The 15193-nt window shown below is 71.2% G+C and carries 17 protein-coding genes and 1 pseudogene; 7 read left to right on the forward strand and 11 right to left on the reverse strand.

Translation table 11 applies throughout. The features are described 5' to 3' along the window. Nucleotides 1–86: 86 nt before the first annotated feature. Nucleotides 87–788, reverse strand: coding sequence for a type 1 glutamine amidotransferase domain-containing protein (locus LK09_RS09625; RefSeq protein ID WP_039398717.1), 702 nt, complete (start codon nt 786–788; stop codon nt 87–89). A 98-nt stretch (nt 789–886) separates the two neighbouring features. Next, nucleotides 887–1762 (reverse strand): LysR family transcriptional regulator, encoded by an 876-nt coding sequence (locus LK09_RS09630; protein ID WP_039398719.1) that lies wholly within the window; start codon nt 1760–1762, stop codon nt 887–889. A gap of 101 nt (nt 1763–1863) precedes the next feature. Here LK09_RS09630 and LK09_RS09635 point away from each other — a divergent pair, with 101 nt between their 5' ends. Next, nucleotides 1864–2589 (forward strand): hemerythrin domain-containing protein, encoded by a 726-nt coding sequence (locus tag LK09_RS09635; protein ID WP_039398721.1) that lies wholly within the window; start codon nt 1864–1866, stop codon nt 2587–2589. 12 nt (nt 2590–2601) lie between these two features. On the opposite strand, the gene LK09_RS09640 is transcribed toward LK09_RS09635, so the two are convergent. Continuing rightward, on the reverse strand, nt 2602–3573 hold the full coding sequence (locus LK09_RS09640; RefSeq protein WP_039398723.1) for a GlxA family transcriptional regulator: 972 nt from the start codon (nt 3571–3573) through the stop codon (nt 2602–2604). Nucleotides 3574–3792: 219 nt separating this feature from the next. Here LK09_RS09640 and LK09_RS22175 point away from each other — a divergent pair. Further along, nucleotides 3793–4191, forward strand: a pseudogene (locus LK09_RS22175) (alpha/beta fold hydrolase); the annotation flags it as partial. A gap of 80 nt (nt 4192–4271) precedes the next feature. Further along, nucleotides 4272–4613, forward strand: coding sequence for an alpha/beta fold hydrolase (locus LK09_RS22180; RefSeq protein WP_331454268.1), 342 nt, complete (start codon nt 4272–4274; stop codon nt 4611–4613). A gap of 19 nt (nt 4614–4632) precedes the next feature. Here the strand turns inward: LK09_RS22180 and LK09_RS09650 are convergent, their stop codons facing one another. Beyond that, nucleotides 4633–5127 (reverse strand): nitroreductase family deazaflavin-dependent oxidoreductase, encoded by a 495-nt coding sequence (locus LK09_RS09650; protein ID WP_039398725.1) that lies wholly within the window; start codon nt 5125–5127, stop codon nt 4633–4635. Between the two features lie 120 nt (nt 5128–5247). Here LK09_RS09650 and treS point away from each other — a divergent pair, with 120 nt between their 5' ends. Beyond that, entirely contained in the window at nt 5248–7545 is a 2298-nt protein-coding gene (gene treS / locus LK09_RS09655) for a maltose alpha-D-glucosyltransferase (RefSeq protein WP_039398727.1), read from the forward strand. Nucleotides 7546–7555: 10 nt separating this feature from the next. Here the strand turns inward: treS and LK09_RS09660 are convergent, their stop codons facing one another. Both LK09_RS09660 and LK09_RS09665 read right to left on the reverse strand, forming a co-directional pair. Next, nucleotides 7556–8797 carry a phosphotransferase gene (locus LK09_RS09660; protein ID WP_039398729.1) on the reverse strand — a complete coding sequence of 414 codons (1242 nt, stop codon included), beginning with the start codon at nt 8795–8797 and terminating at the stop codon, nt 7556–7558. Between the two features lie 76 nt (nt 8798–8873). Beyond that, complete coding sequence (locus LK09_RS09665; protein WP_039398731.1) at nt 8874–9161, reverse strand: MerR family transcriptional regulator; 288 nt, start codon at nt 9159–9161, stop codon at nt 8874–8876. 142 nt (nt 9162–9303) lie between these two features. On the opposite strand from LK09_RS09665, the gene LK09_RS09670 reads away from it, so the two are divergent. The 3 genes from LK09_RS09670 to LK09_RS09680 all read left to right on the forward strand — a co-directional run bounded on the left by LK09_RS09670 (nt 9304) and on the right by LK09_RS09680 (nt 10496). Beyond that, the gene (locus LK09_RS09670) at nt 9304–9732 is read left to right on the forward strand and encodes an Hsp20/alpha crystallin family protein (RefSeq protein ID WP_039398918.1); all 429 of its coding nucleotides are present in this window, start codon (nt 9304–9306) and stop codon (nt 9730–9732) included. A gap of 14 nt (nt 9733–9746) precedes the next feature. Next, a complete protein-coding gene (locus tag LK09_RS09675) occupies nt 9747–10034 on the forward strand; it encodes a hypothetical protein (protein WP_156138713.1) in 288 nt (95 codons plus the stop codon). A gap of 153 nt (nt 10035–10187) precedes the next feature. After that, entirely contained in the window at nt 10188–10496 is a 309-nt protein-coding gene (locus LK09_RS09680; RefSeq protein WP_052226630.1) for a hypothetical protein, read from the forward strand. 95 nt (nt 10497–10591) lie between these two features. Here LK09_RS09680 and LK09_RS09685 read toward each other — a convergent pair whose 3' ends face one another. Genes LK09_RS09685 through LK09_RS09705 form a run of 5 tightly spaced genes read right to left on the reverse strand, consistent with a single transcriptional unit; the run spans nt 10592 to nt 15129 of the window. Continuing rightward, nucleotides 10592–11362 (reverse strand): urease accessory protein UreD, encoded by a 771-nt coding sequence (locus LK09_RS09685; RefSeq protein WP_082008174.1) that lies wholly within the window; start codon nt 11360–11362, stop codon nt 10592–10594. Then, complete coding sequence (ureG, locus tag LK09_RS09690) at nt 11334–12062, reverse strand: urease accessory protein UreG (RefSeq protein WP_039398735.1); 729 nt, start codon at nt 12060–12062, stop codon at nt 11334–11336. Before ureG ends, LK09_RS09685 begins: the two co-directional genes overlap by 29 nt. Then, a complete protein-coding gene (locus LK09_RS09695) occupies nt 12055–12753 on the reverse strand; it encodes an urease accessory protein UreF (protein WP_039398737.1) in 699 nt (232 codons plus the stop codon). The genes ureG and LK09_RS09695 overlap by 8 nt, the downstream gene beginning before the upstream one ends. A gap of 13 nt (nt 12754–12766) precedes the next feature. Then, nucleotides 12767–14467 (reverse strand): urease subunit alpha, encoded by a 1701-nt coding sequence (locus tag LK09_RS09700; RefSeq protein ID WP_039398739.1) that lies wholly within the window; start codon nt 14465–14467, stop codon nt 12767–12769. Continuing rightward, nucleotides 14467–15129: an urease subunit gamma gene (locus LK09_RS09705; RefSeq protein WP_052226631.1), complete on the reverse strand. Its 663-nt coding sequence runs from the start codon at nt 15127–15129 to the stop codon at nt 14467–14469. The genes LK09_RS09700 and LK09_RS09705 overlap by 1 nt, the downstream gene beginning before the upstream one ends. Nucleotides 15130–15193: the final 64 nt, after the last annotated feature.

Consider the following 15193-nt stretch of genomic DNA (forward strand, 5'->3'; position numbering starts at 1 on the left):
TCCGTCCGCGTCGGCGCGCGTCCCGGATGCCGCTCGGAAACGGCATCCGGGACGCGTTGCGTTCCCGATGCCCGGTGGCGCGAGCTTCAGGCGGCAAGCGCCGCGATCAGGGCCGTCGCGACCGCATCGCTGGACTGCGGGTTCTGGCCGCTGATCAGGTTTCCGTCGCGGACGACGTGCTCGGACCACGCAGTCCCGTCCTCGACCAGGACGCCCCGCTCGCGCAGGGTGCTCGCGACCAGCCACGGCGTGTTCTCGCCGAGGCCGCCGGTCAGCTCCTCCTCGTCGCTGAACACCGTCAGCCGGCGCCCGGCGAAGACGAACGCGCCGGTGGCGTCGACGGCGCTGAGCAGTCCCGCGGGGCCATGGCAGAAGGGCGCGATGAGGATGCCGGCGGCGTCCGCCGTCGTGAGGATGCCGCCGAGGGCCGCGTCGAACGCGAGATCGGCCATCGGGCCGTGTCCGCCGGGCAGGACGATCGCGTCGTAGTCGGACACCGCGACGGCATCCAACGCGAGGGGATGGGCCAGCTCGCCCGCGATCGAGTCGAGGTACCGCCGGAAGTCGGCGACCTTGTCCGTGTCGCCGACGATGTCCGCCGACAGCGAGCCGGGGTCGACGGTCGGGATGCGGCCGCCCGGGGTGGCGATCGTGATCGTGTGGCCGGCGCGGGTGAGGTCGCGGTGCGCGACGACGAGTTCCTCGGCCCAGTACCCGGTTGCGTGGTCCGTGCCGTCGGCGAGCGTGAGGGAATCGGCCGCGGTCACGACCATCAGGATGTTCGACATCAGGAGTCCTTTCGACGGACTCGATTCTCATCGGCGAGCGCCGAGCACCCCCATCTGATCGTCGAAGGCATCCATCGGCGAATCGATGGGGACGTCGGTCATCGGATGAGCCGCCGCAGGCCGGCGGCCGTCGCACCCACGGTCGCGCTGCTCTCGGCCTCCCTCCCGCGCGTCGCGAGATAGACGGTGTTCAGGGGCGCCACCTCGGGGGTGTCGAGCGCCACGAGGGTGCCCTCGTCGAGATCGTCGGCGACGAGGTAGGCGGGCAGGACCGACATCCCGAGGCCGGCCAGAAGGAGGGTCCGGATCGCGCGCAGGTCGGGGATCACCGCAGCGAGTCGAAGGCCCTCGGGCGGACGATCGAACACGCTGCGCCAGTATCGGCGCACGATCGGCAGGTCGTCCGCGTACCCGACGACGGGAACGTCGTCGAGGTCGACCTCCGACCATGCGGGCGAGGCCACGAGCACGAACTCCTCGTCGTACAGCGCCACGGCGGTGATCCCCCGTCGCCGCGGACGGACAGCGCTCACCACGATGTCGAGCGAGCCGTTCACGAGGCTGTCCAGGAGATCCTCCGCGAGCCCGAACTCGAGGAGCACGGGTGCGCCGACGGCCTCGATGAGGTCCGCGAAGTGCGGAACCACCATGGTGGAGATGATCTCCGCAGCCCCGCCGACGCGCACCGCCCGGACGGGCGTCGCGCCCGGCCCGGACAGCAGTGCGGCATCCTCGATCGCATCGACATGCCCGGCGACCTCGCGGGCGAGTTCCACCGCGCGCCCGGTCGGTGTCACGCCATCGCGGTCCCGGTGGAACAGGGCGTAGCCCAGGGATGCCTCCAGCGCGTGCACATGGGCGGACGCGGTGCCCTGGGAGATCCCGAGCAGCCCGGCAGCACGCGTGATCGATCCGGTCCTGTACACGGTGACGAAGGTGCGCAGATGGTCGAGGCTGGGACGATGGGGCGCCACGAGCCCACCCTACGGGAGACCCGCCTGGCCATTGCGGGGCCGGCCCCGGAGGGTCTACGGTGGCGCCAGAGAACGACACGTGAGCGCACTGGGGGCGGGAAATGTCCGACTTCTTCACGATGCTGCCCGGAGAGGCGGCGGCGCCGGTTCCCGACGGGCCGGTCCTGTGCCCGGCTTCGGCGGGCATGAAGCGCATCCACCGGGTCTTCCTCTGGGTGTACGACGAGGCTCCGGGGCTCGCACGCTCGGCCGACGACGGCGACACGGAGCGTTCGGCGTATGTCGCGGAGGTCCTGGGGAACTTCGACAAGCTCCTCCATGTGCATCACGAGAGCGAAGACCTCCTGATGTATCCCAAGCTCGAGCAGCGCGCGCCCGCGTGCGCGCTGCACGCCCAGGAGATGATCCGGCAGCACGAAGAGGTCAAACAGCACCTCGATGCGATCGAGCCCGTCCGGGAGGAGTGGGCGCGGACCGCGGATGCCGCCGTCGGAGAGGACCTCGCACAGCGGTACGAGGCGCTGTCGGCGGTGCTCAAGGTGCACCTGCGCCGCGAGGTGACGGAGGTCACGCCGGCGGTCGAGAAGGTGCTGACGGAGAAGGAGCTGGGCGAACTCGCGAGCCACGGCGTCGACTCGTTCGACAAGAAGGTGATGCTCGCCTACCTCGGGATGGTCCTCGCGACGAACCCGCCCGGCGAGCGGGAGGAGTTCTTCAAGGACATCCCGTTGCCCGTCCGCATGGCGTACCGGCTCATGGGCCGCCGGCTCTACCGGGAGCAGTACAGCACGCTCTTCCCGGGTCGGGCCATCCCGGAGACGCTGTAGCGGACCCGGCGGTCACCGGTTCAGCGCGGACCGGAATCGCCGCTGGTACTGCGACGGCGAGATGCCCAGGCGCGCGATGAACACCCGGCGCAGCGCTTCGGCGCTGCCGTACCCCGACAGCGCAGCCGTCTCGGTCACGTTCGCGCCCGCCTCCAGGTGCACCCGGGCGAGGTCGAACCGCACCGCGGTGACATACCCGGCGGGTGACTGCCCGAGTTCGTCGCGGAAGCGCCGGGTGAGGTGGCGGGGACTCACCGCGACCAGGGCGGCCAGGTCGGGCACGGTCCAGGCACGGGCCGGGTCGGCGTCGACGAGGTCGGTGGCCCGGCGCACGATCGAGGCAGGCCGCGCGCGAGCCCGAAGCGGTACCGAGTACTGCGATTGGCCGCCCGGGCGCTGCAGGTAGACCAGCAGCAGCTGGGCGACGTGCCGCGCGACGTCGGCACCGTGGTCGTCCTCGACGAGAGCGAGGGCCAGATCGATGCCCGCAGCGACACCGGCCGAGGTCGACACGTCGCCGTCGCGCACGAAGATCAGGTCCGGCTCGACGTGCACCCGCGGGTAGCGGCGGGCCAGCTCCGGCGCGAACTTCCAGTGCGTCGTGGCACGTCTGCCGTCGAGCACGCCGATCTCGGCCAGCACGAATGCGCCGCTGCAGACCGAGACGACGCGGCGGGAACGCGAGACGAGGTCGGCGGCCGCATCCGTCAGCGGCGTGCGTGCGAAGTCACACGGCGGCAGTTCACTGCCCGGCACGATCACGGTGTCGAACTCGCCCGCGTCACTCGCCGCACCCTGCACGGAGACCGTTCCGCCCAGTGACGTGGACACGTCTCGCCCGTCGGGAGAGAGCATCACGACGTCGTAGCCGTGCACGGCCTGGTTCGCCTCGACGAACACCTCCGCAGGACCGACGTAGTCGAGGCTCTTCACCCCGTCGAACAGCAGGAACGCGATTCGCCGCGGGGTGGGGGTCGAAGGCATCCCTCCATCCTTCTGGATGCCTGCCTCCCATCCAATTTGCGGCGCGTCGGCGCGGTGCTGGACCCAGCCTCGAGAAGTCGTCCTGATCCGTGGGGTGCGAGGCCGTTGAAGCGGGGCGCGGCGGCCGCGGATCGTGGAGGCTTGAGGCCGGCGCCGTCGCCCGTGACGGCTCCGGCGAATGGGGCGGCGGGCCGGCCCGTTGATCGCAAGGAGCCCGCCATGCCGACGTTCACCACCTCTGACGGCACTGAGATCTATTACACCGACTGGGGCACGGGCAAGCCGGTCGTGCTGAGCCACGGCTGGCCGCTCAGCTCGGATGCCTGGGCCGTCGAGTCGAAGCTGCTCGCGGATGCCGGCTACCGCGCCATCGCGCACGACCGTCGCGGTCACGGCCGGTCCGCCAACACCGACCGCGGACACGACATGGACACGTACGCGCGTGACCTCGCCGAGCTCATCGAGCACCTGGACCTCACCGAGCTCGTCGTGATCGGTCACTCCACCGGCGGCGGCGAAGTCGTCCGCTACGCGGCGCAGCACGGCAAGGGCCGCGTGCGCAAGGTCGTGACCGCCGGTGCCGTGCCGCCGATCATGGTCAAGTCCGAGTCCAACCGGAAGGCACCCCGATCGAGGCGTTCGACGGCATCCGCGCGGGCGTCCTCGCCGACCGCTCGCAGTTCTACAAGGACCTCGCGGTGCCGTTCTACGGCTTCAACCGCGACGGCGCGGCCGTCTCGCAGGGCCTCATCGACGACTTCCAGCGTCAGGGGATGCTCGCCGGCCTCGCCGCCGCGTACGACTGCGTCAAGGTCTTCTCCGAGACCGACTTCACCGACGACCTGACCTCGCTCGACGTGCCGATCCTGCTCGCGCACGGCTCGGACGACCAGATCGTCCCGATCGCGGCCGCCGCGGAGAAGTCGATCGGCCTGGTCGCGGACGGCACCCTGAAGGTCTACGAAGGCGCCCCGCACGGCATCTCCGGCGAGTACCAGAAGGCGCTGATCGCCGACATCCTCGCGTTCATCGCGGAGTGACGACCGAGCGGGCGGTGGGTCAACCCACCGCCCGCACCGGCTGCAGCCGGAACAGTCGCACGGTGCGTCCGGAGTCGCGCTCGTACGCGCGATACCCCGGCCATTGCGCCTCGATCCTCGCCCAGGCGGCATCCCGATCCTCGTCGGCGATGCGCTCCGCCCGCACCGGCATCCACCGGCCGCGCACGGTGATCGCGGCATCCGGGTGCGCGAGCAGGTTCGAGGTCCACGCGGGATGCCTCTCCCCCGCGAAGTCGGTGCCGGCGACGATCGCCCGGCCGTGCCCGTCGGGCGTGTACATCAGAGGGACGTCCCGCGGCTCGCCGCTGCGCGCACCGGTCGTGTGCAGCACGAGCGACGGCACGAGCAGGGCGCTCACCTGCACGCGGCCCCCGGACACGAAGGCGACCGCCGCTTCGAGCGGCCGCAGCAGGGTCGGGCCGAAGCGGCGGAACAGGCGGGTTCGCGTGAGCGGGGCGACGAGGCTCCGGACGACATCGACGACCGTGGCCATGGGTTCGATCCCTTCGTTGATGGCTGTCGAGCCTAGCGACTCCCGGCCGCCCCCATAATGCTTCCGACCGGTCTGCGCCAGTGGCTCGCGGCGCGGCGGCACGCTGTCTAACGTGGAGGCATGGCGCGTGATGAGCAGCTGCCGGAGGATCTCTACACCGGCCCAATCGACCTCGCGGGCGTGCGGGAGCTCGACGGCGACGAGACGGAACCGGAGGTTCCGGAGATCAGCTACGACGAGCAGAGGTATCCCGCGCGGCCGCGCCGGCTGCGTCCGCGCGACAATCTGCGCGGCAGCAGCCTGCGCCGCATCCGCACCGACCCGCGCACGGCGAACGGCACGAATCCGTCGTACGTCGAGTGGCTCGTACGCCAGTCGATGCTGAAGGATGCCGACGTCCTCGCCCGTCCCCTCGCCGGGCAGCCCTCGATGTGGCGTCACGCCTACGCGCGCCCCGATCCGCGGCGCGCCATCGCCACCAGCGACGCCTGGTTCACGGCGTACCCCATCTCGCTCATCACCCGGCCCGGGCAGTCGTTCCTGGCCGCCCTCGGAGACGAGCAGCTGTGGTCGGCGTTCGAGCGCATCGGCATCAGCGCCATCCACACGGGTCCCGTCAAACGCGCCGGCGGCATCGTCGGATGGGTCGACACCCCCAGCGTCGACGGACACTTCGACCGCATCAGCACGCAGATCGACCCCGCGTTCGGCACGGAGGACGAGTTCCGCGCGCTCTGCGACGTCGCGGACGCGTACGGCGGCGGCGTCATCGACGACATCGTGCCCGGACACACCGGCAAGGGCGCCGACTTCCGGCTCGCCGAGATGGGCTTCAAGGACTACCCCGGGATCTACCACATGATCGAGATCCCGCCCGAGGACTGGATGCTGCTCCCCGACGTGCCCGACGGGGTCGACAGCGTCAACCTCGACGTCCCGACCGAGCGCGAGCTGATGGACCGCGGGTACATCATCGGCGCCCTGCAGCGCGTGATCTTCTACACGCCCGGCGTCAAGGAGACGAACTGGAGCGCGACCGCTCCCGTCATCGGACCCGACGGCGTCACCCGCCGCTGGGTCTACCTGCACTACTTCAAGCAGGGCCAGCCGTCGATCAACTGGCTCGATCCCACGTTCGCGGGCATGCGCCTGGTGATCGGCGACGCGCTGCACTCGCTCGGCGATCTCGGCACCAGCGCGCTGCGACTCGATGCCAACGGCTTCCTCGGCGTGGAGAAGAGCGCCGAGGGTCTTCCGGCCTGGTCCGAGGGGCATCCCCTCTCCCACGCGGCGAACCACATCATCGCGGGGATGGTCCGCAAGGTCGGGGGCTTCACGTTCCAGGAGCTCAACCTCGCCATCGAGGACATCCGCGACACCGGTGCCGTCGGAGCCGACCTCTCCTACGACTTCATCGGGCGCCCGGGATACCACCACGCGCTCGCGACCGGCCAGAGCGAGTTCCTCCGGCTCGCACTCAACCAGTCGCTGCAGCTCGGCGTGCAGCCGGTGCAGCTCGTCCACGGGCTGCAGAACCACGACGAACTCACCTACGAACTGGTGCACTGGGCTACGCGGCACGGCGACGAGACCTTCTCTTTCCGGGGGCGCGAGATCTCGGGCAGCCAGCTCGCGGAGGAGGTGCGCGCCGACCTCACCGAGGCCCTCACCGGCACGGCGGACTACAACCGCGTCTTCACCCAGAACGGCATCGCCTGCACGACGGCATCCCTCATCGCGGCGACGCGCGGGATCGCACGACTGGGCGACATCACCGACGAGGATGTCCCGGCCATCCGCGATGCGCACCTGCTGCTCTCTGCGTACAACGCCTGGCAGCCGGGGGTCTTCGCGCTCTCGGGGTGGGATCTCACCGGCATGCTCACCCTCCCGGGCGACGAGGTCGCGGACCTCATCCGGGTCGGCGACACCCGGTGGATCGAACGCGGAGCCCACGACCTGCTCGGCGCCGACCCGAGCGCGACGCGCTCTTCGGCGGGGATGCCGCGCGGGCGGTCGCTCTACGGAACGCTTCCCGACCAGCTCGGCGATCCGGCATCGTTCGCCTCCCGGCTCGCCGACATCCTCCGCCTCCGCCGGGAGCACGGCATCGCGACGGCGTCGCAGGTCGACATTCCCGAGGTGGCGCACGCCGGGATGCTCGTGCTCGTCCACCGCCTGGACGACGGAGACCCGCGCGCCGAGGCGCCGATGCAGGTGACCGTGCTGAACTTCTCGCCCGAGCCGACCGAGGGAACGGTGCGGTCGGAGCAGCTCGTGCCGGGCAGCATCGTGCGGGATGCCGCGTCGGGCGACGACATCGGCCGCGTCGACGACCTGCAGAGCTTCTCGGTCTCGCTTGGCGCCTACGGAGCGATGTTCCTGCTGCTGCAGGCGCCGGAGGCGGCCGCGGAGTAGGCGAGACCGCTCAGGCGAGCGCCGCGTCGATGCCGGCGAGCGGCACCGACAGCCAGTCCGGGCGGTTGCGCGCCTCGTAGATCGACTCGTAGACCGCCTTGTCGAGCACGAGCGCGCGCAGGAGCACCGGATCGAGTTCCACCGATCCCGGCGCGCCGGTGTAGGCCTCGACGAACGCCTGCTGGCAGGTCGCCGCCCAGCCGCGCGCATCGGATCCCCCGGCGAGGGCTCCGGCGTAGTCGAAGGACCGCAGCATCCCGGCCACGTCGCGCGGCGGCAGGTCGGGGATCGCACGCTCGGCCATCGGACGCAGCGGCTCGCCCTCGAAGTCCACGATGCGCCAGCCGCCGCCGGGAACGGCGAGCACCTGTCCCAGGTGCAGGTCGCCGTGGATGCGCTGCAGCCGCGGCCACGGCCGGTCGAGCGCGGCGCGGTAGACGGCATCGATCGCGGCGCGACGCTCGGCGACGGCCGGCACCTCCGAGGCCGCGATGGCGAGGCGGCGCTGCCAGGCCTCCCCGGTGGACGCCACCTCGCCCGGTCCGGCATCCATCGTCTCCAAGGCGGAGCCGAGCGCGCCGTGGACCCCGGCGACCGCCGTGCCGAGATCGCGGGCGGCGGCGGTGAAGTCCCGCCCGTCGCGCGCGGCCTCGAGGGCGACCTCCCACCCGTCGCGCACCCCGGGGAGGAACTCCTGGGCGAAGCCGAGGGTGCCGTGGGCGACACCCGACCCGCGTCCGACATCCGGCCACTGCGCGTCCAGGCTGCCGAGGAATCGGGGCACGAAGGGCGATCCGGCGTCGCTCAGCACGCGCTGGACGGTGACGTCGGGATTCTCGCCGTGATGGAGCGTGCGGAAGAGCTTGAGGATGATCGTCGGCCGCCCGTCCTCGTCGAACACGATCGACGTGTTGGACTGCTCCCCCGACAGCACGCGCGAGCCGGTCACGCGAGTGACGTCGACCTTCATCTGCGCCAGCATCCCGACGGTGAAGCCCGCGTGCCGGGCGGCATCGATGAGCGTCTCGCCGTCGTCGCCGGTGACCACGTCGTGCGACTCGAACGACTCGGCGACGCGGGTGAGCGGCACCTGGTACAGCACGGGCTGCGTCCCGGCATCGTCCATCAGCAGGTAGCGCGTGGCTCCCGGGGCGGGCTGCTCGTCGAGAATCCGGAATCGGGGAGCATGGCTCTTGCCCGCGTACCACCGTTGCTGCGCCACCCAGGCGCCGAGTTCCTCTGCGAATCCCACAGTCCACCCTTACCCGTTTCGGGTAGCTGAGGAAAGGGGTGGACGGATGCGGCCGGAGGGCGTACCGCCGCCCGGGTCAATCCTCCTTCGCCGAACGGTCGGCCAGTGCTCGTCGCAGGCGCCCGTTCTCGTCCTGCAGGGGCAGCACCATCGCGATGCCGGCGAGGTTGAGCCCGGCCGTGAGCAGATCCCGGATGCGCCGGAGCCGGTCGAGGTCGTCGGCGCTGTAACGGCGTGTGCCGCCCTCGGTGCGCGCCGGGACGAGCAGGCCGCGCGCCTCGTAGGCCCGCAGGTTCTGCACGCCCATCCCGACCAGCTCCGACGCCACAGTGATGCTGTAGACGCCGCGGTCCCGGTCTGCCATGTCCTGCCCGATCTTCCCGTCGATTTCTTCTTGACCCAAGCTACCGACGGTGTTATAAAAAATCTACCGCGCATGGTACAGATCTCGATGGTCTGGACCACATGAAAGCATCAACAGAGATGAAGTCATGGAGGTGGAAACGATGCTTATGCGCTCTGATCCGTTCCGTGAGCTGGACCGACTCACCCAGCAGATGTTCGGAACAGAAGGAACCATCGCTCGCCCGGCGGTCATGCCGATGGATGCGTGGCGTGACGGCGAGACCTTCCTGGTGGAGTTCGACCTTCCCGGCGTGGATGCGCAATCCATCGATCTGGATGTCGAACGCAACGTCGTGACCGTGCGAGCCGAACGCTCGCTGCGCGCCAGCGACGCAGAACTCATCGCCGCCGAACGCCCCCGCGGCGTCTTCAGCCGGCAGCTGGTCCTCGGGGACAACCTCGACACCGAGAACATCGCCGCCAGCTACGACGACGGCGTGCTGACCCTGCGGATCCCGGTCGCCGAAGAGGCGAAGCCGCGCAAGATCAGCGTGACCAAGGGCGAGAACCTGCAGGCGATCCGCGCCTGATGCAGGAGGCGATCATGACCGTCATGAACGCACCCCGGGAGGATGCCGACGAACGCGTCGAGGAGGCCTTCATCGAACTCATCTGCACCGTGGACGCGCTGGTGGAGGCCGAGTTCGAAGACATCGTGTGCGCACGACGCATGGCGTGCCCGCCGATCGAGGGCCGCACTCCCCCCGGTCCGTCCGCGGGGCTCGGCTCCGACGCCCGGCGTGCGCGGAGCAGGCCCCGCAGCGTGGCCCGCCAGGTCCGCGCTGCGGCGACGGAGCGCTCCCCGCCTCCGCGCTCTTGCATCGAATGCTGATCGACTCCACGTCGAGGTGACAGTCACCCCGCCCGCCCTCTCCACTGCGCGGCCCGCGCCGCGACGCCCGGGCCGGTGCCCACAGGGGCGCTGACAGGCGGGCCGGGTGGCTGCCATCCTCGCCCATCACCGACACCCGAAAAGGAGCACCCCATGGCCGCTGAGCTGTCGACCTCCAGGGACGGCCGATTCGCCCTCCAACAGCTCACCTCGATCGAATGGATCGTGGTGGACACCGCCCTCGACGCGAACGACCCCCACCGCACACTGGCGTGCGTCTACGAAGCCGACCAGTTCGAGTACGACGTCCTGTGGCTGCGCGATCTGGCGCTGCCGACCAAGTACATGTGTCCCACCGACGTCCTCGACGACATCAGCCGGGCGATGCGGCGAGGCAGCCGCGTCCCCTCCCGCAAGCCCATCCCGATCCCGCACCGCGCCCCCGCGGCCGCGTTCGCCTGACCACGGCCCCGGCAGGGGCCCGATCCGTCACGAATGGCGGCCTGAACCCGCCGTTCGTGACGGATCGCTGCGGTCACCGGCATCCAGAGGGCTGCTCATGGACGACTCGCCGCCCCGGCCTCGCGCACGGCGGCCTCGGTGAGCTCGTCCAGGTCGATGGTGTGGGCATCCTTCGCCACGGCGCGGACGACGTACCCGCCACGCTCGAGGCGCAGCAGGCTCGCCTGACCGTGATCGGCCGGCGGGTCGCCGGCATCCCCCACCGCGATCACGCTGTCCACCACCCGGTGCCCTCCGAGAACCCCGGGCACAGGGGCGTCCCCGCGCACGCGCAGCGTCTCCACCAGGACGGGGCCGAGCGGATCCTCGACGCCGAGACGGGACACGATGCCGCCTCCCCGCTCGCCGGTCCTGCCCAGCACCAGCGTCTCACGCACGATCGCCGACGCACCCGGGCCGAGGCTCAGGGCCATCGAACGCTCGACCAGGGCCCCGTCGGCGACGATGAACGGCAGGGCCCGCCACACCAGCCGGGCATCCGGTCCGAGCGACACGTTCACGTCCCAGGTCGCGAGCCGCCCCTCCCCGTCGTACGCGACGGTGCCGCCGACGTCCTCGATCGCCAGGGAGCATCCCGCTGCGACGCGGACGTCGAGGCGCACCGCATCCCCGCCGAGCAGCAGCGCTCCACCCGCACCGATGGCGACGGAGGCGGATGCCGGCCCGCGCGACACCAGCCACGGCACGATGCCCGCACCGCGCAGCCCCACGCGCGCACGGCGCGCGCCCGGGGCGACCGTGATCAGTGCGTGCCCGCCGGGGCGCACCGAGACGGCGTCAGTGGGTGTGCTCGTGGTCGTGGTCATGCGTGTGGATGTACCCCGCCCCGTCTTCGTCGGCGTGGAAGTGCGGCGCCATCGGGCCGGGGTCCTGCGGGGTGTGCGTTCCGGCGCGGTGGGCCTCGAGCATCCCGAGCACCCACGACTTCAGCTGCGCGATGGATGCCTCGTCGGTGCGCGACAGCGCGACGACGGCGCGCCCCTCGCGCGCGGCGAGCGCGTCCGCCACCATCTGCTCCACATCCACTCCCACGTAGGGCGCCAGATCGGTCTTGTTCACCACGAGCAGATCGGCGCGGCCGATGCCCGGTCCTCCCTTGCGCGCCACGTCGCCGCCGCCGGCGACGTCGAGCACGAACAGCTGCGCGTCGATGAGGGCGGGTGAGAAGGTCGCGGTGAGGTTGTCGCCGCCCGACTCGATGAGCACCAGATCGAGCGGGTCGAAGTCGCGCTCCAGGTCTTCCACGGCGAGCAGGTTCGCGGTGACGTCGTCGCGGATCGCGGTGTGCGGGCACGCCCCGGTCTCGACGGCGCGGATGCGTTCGGGCGCGAGGACGCCGGCCGAACGCAGGAACCGGGCATCCTCGTCGGTGTAGATGTCGTTCGTGATGACGCCGATCTGCAGTTCTCCGGCGAGCGCGCGGCAGATCGTGGCGACCAGCGACGACTTGCCGACGCCGACGGGACCGGCGATTCCCAGGCGCAGGGAGCGGGCGGGTTCAGGCACGGAACAACCTCCTGGTGAGTCGGGAGTGGGCTTCGGCCCACCCCTCGGATTGCGGCGCCCCGTCGCACGGGATGCCGGCGGGATCGGTGAGCCGCTCGAGGGCGGCGAGGTGCGGCTCCGCGGCCGCGCACGCGTCGAGCACCCAGGCGACGGGCAGGGCCGGGTCGGTGGGTTCGAGCTTGAGCAGAGCCGCCGCCGCGGACTGCGCGTCGTCGTAGACCGTGAGCCGGGCGAGGTCGGCGGCCTCCAGGCCGGCAGCGCAGGCGATCGCGCCGAGCACGACCGGCCGGGGCAGGCCGGGGCCGGGTCCGGCATCCTGCGCGACGCACCGCGCGACGGCCGGATGCCCGCCCCACACGTGCCGCGCGAGCCGCACGTAGCCGCGGCCGAGCAGGCGGGAGGCCTCGCGCAGCGCCGCCGACGGGGTCCGCGCGGCCCACGCGGCCACGACGTCGTCGATCGGCTCGCCGGCGGCGAACCGGAGCCGGGCGACGACGGCGGTGCCGGCATCCACCAGGGACGTCGTGACCGCCCGGCCGCGGATGAGCGCGGGAACGTCGGAGGCGGGCATCCCGGCGACCAGTGCGGGCTCCACCCCGGCCGAGTGCGCGTGGCCTCCGGTCGGCAGGCGCGCGTCGGCGAGCAGCATCGCGAGCGTGCCGGATGCCACGGGGGCCGGTGCCGTCGTCATGGGATCCCGCCGTTCAGAACAGCGAATAGAGCTGGGCGAGCGGCACGCGGTCGACCGGCGCCGGTTCGACCGGCTCGCCGTCGATCGAGATGGCGAACGTGTCGGGACGGATGTCGATGCGCGGCAGCGCGTCGTTGTTCTTGAGGTCCGCTTTGGTCACCCGGCGGGTGTCGTGCACGGCGACGAGCGCGCGGCGCAGGCCGAGGCGGTCTTCGAGCCCGTCGGCGAGCGCTGCGGGAGAGACGAACGACACCGACAGGTCCGCGCCGATCGCGTCGGTGAACGAGGGCCGCATCAGGGTCGGCTGCGGGGTCGGGATCGACGCGTTCGGGTCGCCGAGCGCGCCCCAGACGATGCCGCCGCCCTTGATGACGACCTCGGGGCGGATGCCGAAGAACCGCGGATCCCACAGCACGAGGTCGGCGAGCTTGCCCGGCTCGATGGACCCGACGACGTGGTCGATGCCGTGGCCGATCGCCGGGTTGATCGTGTACTTCGCCACGTACCGGCGGGCGCGCTCGTTGTCGGCGGGCAGCGCGGTGCCGAGTGATCCGCGGCGGTGCTTCATGACGTGGGCGACCTGCCAGGTGCGGGCGATCACCTCGCCGATGCGGCCCATCGCCTGCGCGTCCGACGACGTGATCGACAGGGCGCCCATGTCATGCAGGATGTCCTCCGCTGCGATCGTGGTCGCCCGGATCCGCGACTCCGCGAACGCGAGGTCCTCCGGCACCGCCGGGTTCAGATGGTGACACACCATGAGCATGTCGAGATGCTCGGCGACGGTGTTCACGGTGTGCGGCAGGGTCGGGTTCGTCGACCCCGGGATGATGTTCGGCAGCGAGGCGATCGAGAGGATGTCGGGGGCATGCCCGCCTCCGGCGCCCTCGACGTGGAACGCGTGGATGCCGCGCCCGCCGATCGCGTCGATCGTGGACTGCACGAATCCCGCCTCGTTGAGCGAGTCGGAGTGCAGCGCCACCTGCAGCCCCCACTCGTCGGCCGCACGCAGCGCGGCGTCGATCGCCGCCGGCGTCGAGCCCCAGTCCTCGTGCACCTTGTAGCCGCCGGCGCCGGCGAGCGCCTGCTCGCGCAGCCCCTCGTGCGACACCGTGTTGCCCTTGCCGAGCAGCAGCACGTTGACCGGCAGATGATCCATCGCCCGGTGCATCGTCTGCAGGTGCCACGCGCCCGGTGTCACGGTCGTGGCCTTGGATCCCTCGGATGGTCCGGTGCCGCCGCCGAACACGGTGGTGATCCCGGTCGCGAGAGCCTCGTGGATCTGCGACGGCGAGAGCAGGTGCACGTGCGAGTCGATGCCGCCCGCGGTGAGGATGCGCCCCTCGCCGGAGATCACATCGGTCGACGGCCCGATCACCAGGTCGGGATGCACGCCGTCGGCGATGTCCGGGTTGCCGGCGCGGCCGATCGCGGCGATGCGCCCGTCGCGGATGCCGACGTCGGCGCGCACGATGCCCCACCAGTCCAGCACGATGACGTTCGTGATGACGGTGTCCGGGGCGCCGTCGGCGCGGGTCGCCATGCCCTGGGCCATCGACTCCCGGATCGACTTGCCCCCGCCGAACACGGCCTCCTCGCCGCCGAAGGTGCGGTCTTCCTCGATCTGGATCCACAGGTCGGTGTCGCCCAGCCGCACGCGGTCGCCGACGGTGGGTCCGAACAGGGCGGCATACCGCTCGCGATCGATGCGCATCAGGCATCCTTTCCGTCGAGGTCCGCGGAGCCGTCGCGCCGCTGGATGCCGGGAACCCGTCGCGCGCCGCGCAGCGCGACGGCGTCGAGCACGCGGGATGCCCCCGGCTCGAAGCGCTGGGACGTGCCGGCCGGGATGTCCAGCCGGAACCCGTGGGCAGCCGCCCGGTCGAACTCGAGCGCGTCGTTCGCGTCCGGCAGGTGCAGGTGCGATCCGATCTGCACCGGCCGGTCGCCGGTGTTCACGAACGTGAAGGTGCGGCGTTCCTCGGCCGACCGGTCGGCGTTGAGTTCGAGGATGCCGGTTTCGAGGTCGTACTCCCCCGGGATCATGCCCTCTCCGGATGCCTCGCCTCCGGCATCCTGAATCGGCCAGTGCAGCGTGACGAGCTTGCGGCCGTCGGGGAACGTCGCCTCCACCTGCACGTCGTGCAGCATCTCGGCGACTCCCGGCATGACGTCGTCGGTGGTGAGCACCTCCCGGCCCTCGACCATGAGTTCGTCGACGCGGCGCCCGTCGCGGGCCCGCTCGATGACCCAGGTGCTGAGCAGCGCCACCGCCTCGGGATGATTCAGCTTCACGCCGCGCGCCAGCCGGTCCCGGGCCACCATACCCGCGACAGACAGCAGCAGCTTCTCCGTCTCACCCGGCGTCAGATGCATAGCCAGACAGTACGCCCGGCACGTTTCGCACAGATCACACGGGGAACGGCGGGACGGCGCGGTC

Origin of the sequence: Microbacterium mangrovi (assembly GCF_000802305.1) — a bacterium.
GTDB lineage: Bacteria > Actinomycetota > Actinomycetes > Actinomycetales > Microbacteriaceae > Microbacterium > Microbacterium mangrovi.

Coding starts and splice junctions, on each gene's coding strand:
- treS (WP_039398727.1), top strand. CDS start 5,248: ATGGCGCGTGATGAGCAGCTGCCGGAGGATCTCTACACCGGCCCAATC.
- LK09_RS09695 (WP_039398737.1), bottom strand. CDS start 12,753: ATGACGACGGCACCGGCCCCCGTGGCATCCGGCACGCTCGCGATGCTG.
- LK09_RS09640 (WP_039398723.1), bottom strand. CDS start 3,573: ATGCCTTCGACCCCCACCCCGCGGCGAATCGCGTTCCTGCTGTTCGAC.
- LK09_RS09700 (WP_039398739.1), bottom strand. CDS start 14,467: ATGCGCATCGATCGCGAGCGGTATGCCGCCCTGTTCGGACCCACCGTC.
- LK09_RS09680 (WP_052226630.1), top strand. CDS start 10,188: ATGGCCGCTGAGCTGTCGACCTCCAGGGACGGCCGATTCGCCCTCCAA.
- LK09_RS09625 (WP_039398717.1), bottom strand. CDS start 788: ATGTCGAACATCCTGATGGTCGTGACCGCGGCCGATTCCCTCACGCTC.
- LK09_RS09665 (WP_039398731.1), bottom strand. CDS start 9,161: ATGGCAGACCGGGACCGCGGCGTCTACAGCATCACTGTGGCGTCGGAG.
- LK09_RS09675 (WP_156138713.1), top strand. CDS start 9,747: ATGACCGTCATGAACGCACCCCGGGAGGATGCCGACGAACGCGTCGAG.
- LK09_RS09705 (WP_052226631.1), bottom strand. CDS start 15,129: ATGCATCTGACGCCGGGTGAGACGGAGAAGCTGCTGCTGTCTGTCGCG.
- LK09_RS09685 (WP_082008174.1), bottom strand. CDS start 11,362: ATGACCACGACCACGAGCACACCCACTGACGCCGTCTCGGTGCGCCCC.
- LK09_RS09670 (WP_039398918.1), top strand. CDS start 9,304: ATGCTTATGCGCTCTGATCCGTTCCGTGAGCTGGACCGACTCACCCAG.
- LK09_RS09635 (WP_039398721.1), top strand. CDS start 1,864: ATGTCCGACTTCTTCACGATGCTGCCCGGAGAGGCGGCGGCGCCGGTT.
- LK09_RS09650 (WP_039398725.1), bottom strand. CDS start 5,127: ATGGCCACGGTCGTCGATGTCGTCCGGAGCCTCGTCGCCCCGCTCACG.